Origin of the sequence: Lysinibacillus composti (genome assembly GCF_016908465.1) — a bacterium.
GTDB lineage: Bacteria > Bacillota > Bacilli > Bacillales_A > Planococcaceae > Ureibacillus > Ureibacillus composti_A.
On record NZ_JAFBDY010000015.1, the window covers coordinates 81,496 to 90,208 of the forward strand.

Here is an 8,713-nt window from a genome sequence, read left to right on the forward strand (position 1 = left end):
TAATTGTTGTTACGCTTTTAATGAAGAATGTTCTTTTTTTGCTGCTAAGATAAATTCTTTAATTAACTTACTGTCTTTCTGTCCATTACTTTCTACACCGCTTGAAACATCAACACCAAAGGGGCAGACTTGCTCGATTGCACGACCCACATTTTCGCTATTTAACCCACCTGCAAGGATGATACGGTCTTTTGAAATCGAAAGCTGCTCTAACAATGACCAGTCAAAGACGTTTCCGCTCCCACCTGAATAGTCAGTTCCAGGTGCATCAAATAAATAATAATCGACATCGTATTTACTTGCTTTTTCAACATCCTCATAGCCACGAATAGAAAACGCCTTAATGGACGGGTAGCCCAATTTTTTAATAAACTCAGCATCTTCTGTACCGTGATATTGAACGTAATCAAGTCCAACTTTTTCTACCGCTTCACGTACTTCCTGTTCTGTTGGATTAACAAAAACTCCAACTCTTTTAACGTGAGGGGGAACTAGTATTGCTAAATCTGCAGCACGTTCAACAGAAATTCTCCTTTTACTAGGGGCGAACATAAAACCAATCCAAGTAGCACCAGATTCTACGGCCGATTGCACATGTATTTCTTCTTTTAAACCACAAATCTTTACATTTACCATTAATTACTTCACGACACTTTCAGTAAGAGGAACTTGGAAGGATCTTAATGTTTCTTCAACTGTTCCGCTTCGCATTAGGGATTCTCCTACTAATACACCACGTGCACCGACACTAGCTACACGAGTTGCATCTTTCGAATTCCAAATACCACTTTCACTAATAAAAGCAATGTCTGGAATAGAGTTAATGCGTTCAGCTAGTTGTTCCGTTTGAGCTAAGTCTACATTAAATGTTTTTAAATCACGGTTATTAACACCGATAATTTTCGGTTGAATGGCTAAAGCGCGTTCAAGTTCTTCGGCATTATGTACTTCAACTAGAACGTCTAACTTTAAATTCGTTGCGTAGTCGTATAGCGATTTTAGATTTTTATCATCCAGTGCTGCGACAATGAGAAGTACAACGGATGCACCTGCTGCTTTTGCATAATCAATTTGAACTGGATCCATTACAAAATCCTTACAAAGAACCGGGATGTCAACTGTATTTGCAACGTTTGCCAAGTCTTCAAAAGAACCTTTAAAGAACTTTTCTTCTGTCAGTACTGAAATACAAATGGCACCTGCATTTTCATATTTTTTTGCTTGTTCTATTGGATCTGCACCTTCAGCGATGAGTCCTTTTGAAGGTGAAGCGCGTTTCATCTCTGAAATAATTTGAAGCGTATTTGTTTTCCGCAATGCATCATATAAAGAAACACGTTTTTTTTGCTGAATATTAAATTTAGGCTCATTCTCATTCATTGAAGGTAGAAGTGTTGCTTTGTGATCTAAGATTTTTTGTAAGATAGTCATAGTGCTGTACGCTCCTTTAAAAGTTCTTGGCTAAATTCAATCACTGCATCAAGCTTTGTTAGTGCGCGGCCTGATAGAATACTTTCTCGTGCGATGTCAACACCGTCTTTAATTGTTTCGGCAATACCATATGCGAAGAAACCTAGCGCTGAATTTAATAACACCGCATCAAAGTATGCACTTTCTTTTCCTTTTAATAATTCTCTTAAAATAACTGCATTTTCCTCTGGTGATCCTCCACGAAGTGCAGACACAGGGGCAGGGGATAAACCAAGATCGTCAAGATTTAATGTGAAAGGTGTAATTTCGCCATTTTCAAGTAGGGCTATTTTATTGCCATTATCAAGAGAAGCTTCATCCATGCCTTGTGTTCCCGAAACGACAACTGCACGTTCACGACCTAAAATACGTAATACGTCTGCGTAATCAGTAACAAGTTCAGGACGATTAATGCCGACAATTTGTGTCGTCAAGTTTACAGGGTTTGTTAATGGACCTACCATATTAAAAATTGTTGTTTTTCCGATCTCTCTACGAATCTCACCTATCCGTTTTAGTTTAGGATGTACGTTCGGCGCATAAAGGAAAGTGATTCCTTCTTGCTTAAGTAAATTGATTGAATCCTGGGTAGTAAATTCAGTATGAATACCTAGAGCCTGTAACACATCTGAACTACCTGAACTACTTGAAATTTTTCGGTTACCATGTTTCGTAACAGATACACCATTTGCCGCAAGGACAATAGCAGATGTTGTACTAATGTTAAAGGTTTTTAATCCATCTCCACCTGTACCGCAGTTATCAATATATTTTCCTTCGGGAACAGGTACAGTTAAGGCATGTGACTTCATAACAGTTGCAAGTGCTGCGATTTCATCAGCCGTTTCACCTTTAGAACTTAAAGCTAGTAAAAAATCTTTAATATCTTCTTTTGGCGTTTCTTCGTTAAATACTAGTTCACATGCATTAACCATTTCTTCAAAGGCCAAATTTTCATTTTGTTTCACTTGATTTGTAAAGAATTGAATATTCATCTCTTTTATCCTCCTAAAAGTTAGTAGAGGTTTAGACAAGTGAGAAAAGTGGAGCGCGTTTGCCGAGCCGCGACAAGCGCTGGAAACTTCCGAGAATCATGCTTGCATGCGTAGGAGGAAGTTGAAGCGACCTCGAGCGGCTAACGTGCGCAACTAGACAAGTGAGAAAAGTGGAGAAGTGGTCAATTTTTAGATAAAAAAAGTCCTCTACAAAAGGGATTACCTTTTGTAGAGGACGATTTGCTACCGCGTTGCCACCTCTATTGAAGTAAGACTAGTTACTTCCACTTGGTGTGTTTAACCAAATAGAGATCAGTTAAAACACTTCCTTATAACGTAGGAAAGACGTCAGCTAACAAACGCCAGCTGCTCTCATAAGACCCATTCACGAAAATGAATGCACTAGTTTCCACCATCCACTAGCTCTCTTTGCCATTCACTTTTCACTACTATTCTTATTCATCAATTTTTCTCAGCTATTCTCATCTAAACTAGGCTCATCTTGCTCAAACGGTGGTTACGCTACCGTAACCTGCTACCGTATCCGAACAATTAATTAACTATGATTGTAAACTTAAACTTTTTCATTGTCAATGTTTTCAGAATATAATTCACCTTTGCTAACTAATCTATGAAGTTGGTGTTATAGATATGTATGTTCCATTTAAATGAAAAACCGAGAACAAAATTTGTTCTCGGCTTATACGTTAAATTAAATCTTTGAAATTTAAACGTTTGTTTAATAGGTGGAAAATTGGTACACCTACAGCTAACACAACGAACTCTCCAACAGCACATGTAAACCATGTCCATAAGAATGGTAATTCAAGTGCAAGGTTTAGTTCAAACGCAATGATAAACATCGTACAAGTAAATAGGAATGAATTGATGATCATGCGTATTATTGTGTTTTTCACAAACTTACAAATCAAAATAAAGATTGTAAGAGTGATAATGGAATGCCCGACCCCAAACACTAAATCGTATAGCCCAAGTGGGGAAAAGAGATTCGCAATAAAAACACCTAATATAACGCCTAGCATGTAGCGTGGGTTAAATGCAACTAAATGGTTAAACATTTCGGATACACGGAATTGAATCTCTGTAAAACCAAATGGTGCTACAAGCATTGTAACGGCGATATAAAGGGCTGCAATAATCCCTGTTGTTGCTAAAAATTTTACCTTCATATTATATGCTCCTTAGTTTTTTTTCGTGGGATGGTTTCGAACCACGGTGAAAGCACACAAGAGATTATATTAACATAGCTATATAGGTATGTCAAAAAGACTAGTTGAACTGGTGGAGAAAAATAATAATATGATGAAATTATTGGGAATAAGAAATAATTCAAAAAAATTCACAGTATTTTCATTTTATTAAAATAACTTTTGTTCACTACAGTTCCTAGCTGTTTAGCGATTTAAAGTGACAAATTAATATTGTAAATGTAATAAAACATAAATCTAGTATTCAGAACATTCTTATTGTTATTGACTACGAGACTTTAGACATGTATTATAGCGGTAAACTCGCACTTTTGTAAGAATAGTTACACAATTCAAAACTATTCGACCGGAGTTGTAGATTCATAGGATTATATGGGGGGAAAAGAATGAAGAATAATATGAAAAAATTATCATTTCTACTATTCGGTTTAGTACTTTTACTAGCTGCATGTAGTGGCGGCGGTTCTGAAACGTCAACTGAAACAGAATCAAATTCAACAGGTGGCGAAGCAACAACTGAGGAATCTAAATCATTTAAAGTTGGGATTACACAAATTGTTGAACACCCATCTTTAGATGCAGCAACTGATGGTTTTAAAGCAGCTCTTGAAGAGTCTGGATTAGATGTAGAGTTTGTAGAAAAGAATGCTCAAAACGATCAAAGTATGAATACAACAATTGCACAAGGCTTAGTAAGTGAAGGAGTAGATCTAATTTTTGCCAACTCAACTCCTTCTGCACAAGCTGCTAAAAGTGCAACAGCAGATATTCCAATCCTATTCACATCTGTAACGGATGCTGTTGGTGCTGAATTAATTGAATCAATGGACGCACCAGGTGGAAATGTTACAGGTACAGTTGATTTACACCCAGATACAATTGCCAATACAGTAGCGTTCTTAAAAGATGAGTTAGGCGCTAAAAAAGTAGGGACAGTTTATAACACTGGTGAGCAAAACTCAGTAGCACAAGTTAAACAAGTGAAAGCATTATTAGAAGAAGCTGGCATTGAGCTAGTAGAAGCTGCTGTTTCAACTTCAGCTGAAGTAAAAACTGCTACAGAATCATTAGTAGGACAAGTAGATTCATTCTACATCATTACAGATAATACAGTTGTATCAGCTCTTGAGTCTGTAATTGATGTTGCAAATTCAAATCAACTTCCAGTAATGGTAGGAGAATTAGATTCTGTTAAACGTGGTGGATTAGGTGCTTATGGTTTTGAGTACTATGATATCGGTTACGAAGCAGGTCAAATGGCTGTCAAAATTTTAAAAGGGGAAGCTACACCTTCTGAAATTCCAGCTGCATATCCAGCGAATTTAAAATTATTAATTAACAAAGCGACTGCAGATACTTTAGGTCTTGAAATAAAAGACTCTTGGAACGCAGAAGTAGCAGAATAAAACAAATCCACAGGTTATGTGACAAAAGCTATTGTACACATATTCAGTAAGCAAACTAGATTAATAAATTAGGAGATGATTCAACATGTTGTTTACAGCATTGTTCGGTTCAGTTGAGCAAGGAATCATCTATGCAATTATGGCACTCGGAGTGTACCTAACATTCCGAGTGTTAGATTTTCCGGATTTAACGGTTGATGGCAGCTTTGTAACAGGTGCAGCTACAGCAGCAATGATGATTGTGTTAGGCTACCACCCGATACTAGCTACTATAACGGCAATTGTTGCTGGATTTATTGCAGGATGTATGACTGGACTTTTACACACCAAGGGAAAAATAAATCCACTTCTTTCAGGGATTTTAATGATGATTGCTTTATATTCAATTAATTTAAGAATTATGGGGTTAACTGCAGAAAATGCAATTGTACGCCCAAACATTCCACTTTTAAATTCTGATACAGTTTTTACACAGTTCCAAAGTTTTTGGGGCAATCTTGGGATCGATACAGCATTAACGGATTTTTTAAAAAATACGTTAGGATTAAAAACAGCACCTTCAACTTGGGGGACTATTATAATAGTGTTAATCATAACGCTAGCAATTAAATTTATTGCAGATTGGTTCTTAAAAACGGAAGTTGGGTTAGCGATTCGTGCAACTGGTGACAATAAACGAATGATTCGAAGCTTCTCTGCGAACACAGATACTTTAATTGTGTTAGGACTCGGACTATCAAATGCCTTAGTTGCATTTTCTGGAGCTTTAATCGCTCAATATTCAAAATTTGCCGATGTTAATATGGGGATTGGGATGATCGTAATCGGTCTGGCATCCGTTATTATCGGTGAAGCAATTTTCGGAACAAAGACGATTTTCCGTACAACATTAGCGGTTGTAGCTGGGGCGATCATTTATCGTATTATTTACGCTGTTGCATTACGTATTGAATGGTTAGATACAGGGGATATGAAATTAATTACGGCGGTCATCGTAATCTTAGCTCTTGTAATACCTCAAGTTTTAGAAAAACAACGTGAAAAGAAACGTAAAGCAAAAAGACGAATTGAACGACAACATGAATTAGCGCAAGGGGGGAATCGCCTTGCTTAAGTTAGAGGGAATCAACAAAATTTTTAACGAAGGTACACCAGATGAAAAAATCGCTTTAGATAATATTAATCTTCATTTAGCGCCTGGTGACTTCGTAACCATTATTGGTAGTAATGGTGCTGGTAAATCAACTATGATGAATATGATTTCAGGTGCATTAACTCCTGACTTCGGAAGCGTAACGATTGCCGATCAAGAAGTTACAAGATTACCAGAGTATAAGCGTTCAAAATATATCGGACGTGTATTCCAAGATCCAATGGCCGGTACAGCACCTACCATGACAATTGAAGAAAATTTAGCGATTGCTTATTCTAGAAATACAAAGCGTGGGTTACGAGGGGGAGTAAGTCGTTCGAGAAAAGACTTCTTTAGAACTTCATTAGAAAAACTGCATTTGAATTTAGAAAATCGCTTAAACGCAAAAGTTGGAATGTTATCTGGAGGTGAACGACAAGCTTTATCTTTACTAATGGCTACGTTCACAAGACCTGCCATTCTATTACTAGATGAACATACGGCAGCGCTAGACCCATCTCGTGCAGAGTTAATTACAAACTTAACGAAACAACTAGTTGAAGAAAACCAACTAACAACGTTAATGGTAACTCACAATATGCAACAAGCAATTGACTTAGGAAATCGCCTCATCATGATGGATAAAGGCCAAATCATTCTATCAATTGATGAAGAGAAGAAACCAAACTTAACCATCCCAGACCTAATGGCCGAATTCGAAAACATTCGAGGAGAAAAAATGAACTCCGACCGAGCGTTGCTAGGCTAACAACATCAAGACTAGAGACCACATTTGAAATCGTGGTCTCTTTTTATTTGGCGTATAGGACAGTTTAAATTAAGAAGGATAACCTCTCCGGCAAACACGAAGTTGGTCACAAAGTCGTTCCCACAAAAACATTTTGCAACGACAAAACTGTAGGAGCTGGAAGGGGTGGTTTAATAGTCTTTCTATAGAAAATGTGAAAGTTTTATTTTGAAAACGAGGGTGATTACGAGTTGATCGTGCCTCTGTTAGTTTTATTAGGAATTTAATAGTTGGAATGAAGATGAAAATAGAATTGTTGGTGTAGTAAATGGTTGCAAAACCAATTTTTATGAATTTGCAATAAAATGATAATGGGTATTAAGATTGGGGGGCAAGGAGGGGGTTTAATGATTGTTTTAGAAAGGAAAAAATCCAGTAAACTAATTGGACTGGAGTCGCTGTTACGTAGACTTCCACAAAGCGAAGTAGAGTATGAATATTTCAATAAAGTATATATTCAATTAAGGACAGGATATGAGGGTGAATTACAGGTCGATAGAGAATGGGTAGAACTTTCATTGTCTAATACATATTATTTATTTCATAACTTCGAAACAGTCAACCCAGCAGGGAACACACATCAAATTGATACATTATTACTCACACCGAATTTTTTATGGCTATTAGAAATAAAAAATATAACAGGTCGAATAGATATTGATCAAACTAAAAATCAATTAATTCGTACAAGTTTAGATGGGAAAATAGAAAGTTTTAAGAACCCAGTAGATCAAATAGAACGACATGTCCATTTCCTAGCGAGAAAAATACATGAATGGAAAATAAATATCCCAGTAGAATATGCAGTTGTTATCGTTAGGGACTCGACGATAATCGGTACTATACCAGCAAATGTTCCAATTTTTCATTTAAGTGGCTTGCAGTCAAAAATCAATCAACTATATAAAAAACACTCGAAAGTAAATGTCAAATCAAATGAATTAGAAATCATTAAGAATGATTTGTTAAACATGTATCACAGAAAAAGTTGGAGCCCTAGTGTGAATGTTAGTAAATTAAGAAAAGGTGTTTTGTGTGAAAAATGTGCATATAAAAATGTAATGAAATTTGTATATGGTAATTTTATATGTCCAATTTGTGGTAATAAAAGTAAAGTCCCATATTATGAAGCATTGTTAGATTATCGGGCATTACATAGTGAGTGGATTTCAAATAGTGACATAAGAGATTACTTAGGTATTGATTCTCGTTATGCGGTTATTAGACTACTAAAAGAATTGAATTTGGAGTTCGAAGGAACTTATCGAAATCGTAAATATAGAATTCCAGAGTTTATTGATGTTTAGAATTTTAGCTCGTATAAGACGTGGGAGTTTTATGGAATAAGTGAAAACGTGCGCAAGTATTGAGGGGAAAGTTGCACGAAATAAGGGAGCACAAATAAAGGCGAGAAGTCGCATCTAAAGAGGTGGAACCCGTACGAACCCCGACGAACCCCGCACGTAAAAGAACCAAAGTCGCACGAAAAGTAAGCCCGCACGTAAAGGTGAAGTAGTCGCACGTAAAGAGGCAGCCCTCGCACGTAACCCGATGAAACTCGCACGAAAAACGAGCCCGCGCACGTAAAGGTGAAGTAGTCGCACGTAAAGAGGCAGCCCTCGCACGTAACCCGATGAAACTCGCACGAAAAACGAGCCCGCGCACGTAAAGGT

Annotated in this window: 8 protein-coding genes, 1 riboswitch and 1 other annotated feature; of the genes, 4 read left to right on the forward strand and 4 right to left on the reverse strand. The window is 36.9% G+C overall.

Going from position 1 to position 8,713, the window contains the following annotated elements:
* Nucleotides 1-9: 9 nt before the first annotated feature.
* The 4 genes from JOD29_RS14645 to JOD29_RS14660 all read right to left on the reverse strand — a co-directional run bounded on the left by JOD29_RS14645 (nt 10) and on the right by JOD29_RS14660 (nt 3,655).
* Entirely contained in the window at nt 10-636 is a 627-nt protein-coding gene (locus JOD29_RS14645; protein WP_124763508.1) for a phosphoribosylanthranilate isomerase, read from the reverse strand.
* 3 nt (nt 637-639) lie between these two features.
* A complete protein-coding gene (gene trpC / locus JOD29_RS14650; RefSeq protein ID WP_124763506.1) occupies nt 640-1,431 on the reverse strand; it encodes an indole-3-glycerol phosphate synthase TrpC in 792 nt (263 codons plus the stop codon).
* Nucleotides 1,428-2,465 carry an anthranilate phosphoribosyltransferase gene (gene trpD / locus JOD29_RS14655; protein WP_124763504.1) on the reverse strand — a complete coding sequence of 346 codons (1,038 nt, stop codon included), beginning with the start codon at nt 2,463-2,465 and terminating at the stop codon, nt 1,428-1,430. The genes trpC and trpD overlap by 4 nt, the downstream gene beginning before the upstream one ends.
* Nucleotides 2,466-2,693: 228 nt before the next feature.
* Nucleotides 2,694-2,937: a binding site (T-box leader), on the reverse strand.
* A gap of 235 nt (nt 2,938-3,172) precedes the next feature.
* The gene (locus JOD29_RS14660) at nt 3,173-3,655 is read right to left on the reverse strand and encodes a QueT transporter family protein (protein ID WP_124763502.1); all 483 of its coding nucleotides are present in this window, start codon (nt 3,653-3,655) and stop codon (nt 3,173-3,175) included.
* Nucleotides 3,656-3,661: 6 nt separating this feature from the next.
* A riboswitch (PreQ1 riboswitch) is annotated at nt 3,662-3,706 on the reverse strand.
* A gap of 374 nt (nt 3,707-4,080) precedes the next feature.
* On the opposite strand from JOD29_RS14660, the gene JOD29_RS14665 reads away from it, so the two are divergent.
* The 4 genes from JOD29_RS14665 to JOD29_RS14680 all read left to right on the forward strand — a co-directional run bounded on the left by JOD29_RS14665 (nt 4,081) and on the right by JOD29_RS14680 (nt 8,347).
* Nucleotides 4,081-5,100 (forward strand): ABC transporter substrate-binding protein, encoded by a 1,020-nt coding sequence (locus JOD29_RS14665; RefSeq protein ID WP_124763500.1) that lies wholly within the window; start codon nt 4,081-4,083, stop codon nt 5,098-5,100.
* 88 nt (nt 5,101-5,188) lie between these two features.
* Complete coding sequence (locus JOD29_RS14670) at nt 5,189-6,214, forward strand: ABC transporter permease (RefSeq protein ID WP_124763588.1); 1,026 nt, start codon at nt 5,189-5,191, stop codon at nt 6,212-6,214.
* A complete protein-coding gene (locus tag JOD29_RS14675) occupies nt 6,207-7,001 on the forward strand; it encodes an ABC transporter ATP-binding protein (RefSeq protein ID WP_124763498.1) in 795 nt (264 codons plus the stop codon). The genes JOD29_RS14670 and JOD29_RS14675 overlap by 8 nt, the downstream gene beginning before the upstream one ends.
* A gap of 386 nt (nt 7,002-7,387) precedes the next feature.
* Complete coding sequence (locus JOD29_RS14680; protein WP_158610520.1) at nt 7,388-8,347, forward strand: NERD domain-containing protein; 960 nt, start codon at nt 7,388-7,390, stop codon at nt 8,345-8,347.
* Nucleotides 8,348-8,713 lie beyond the last annotated feature (366 nt).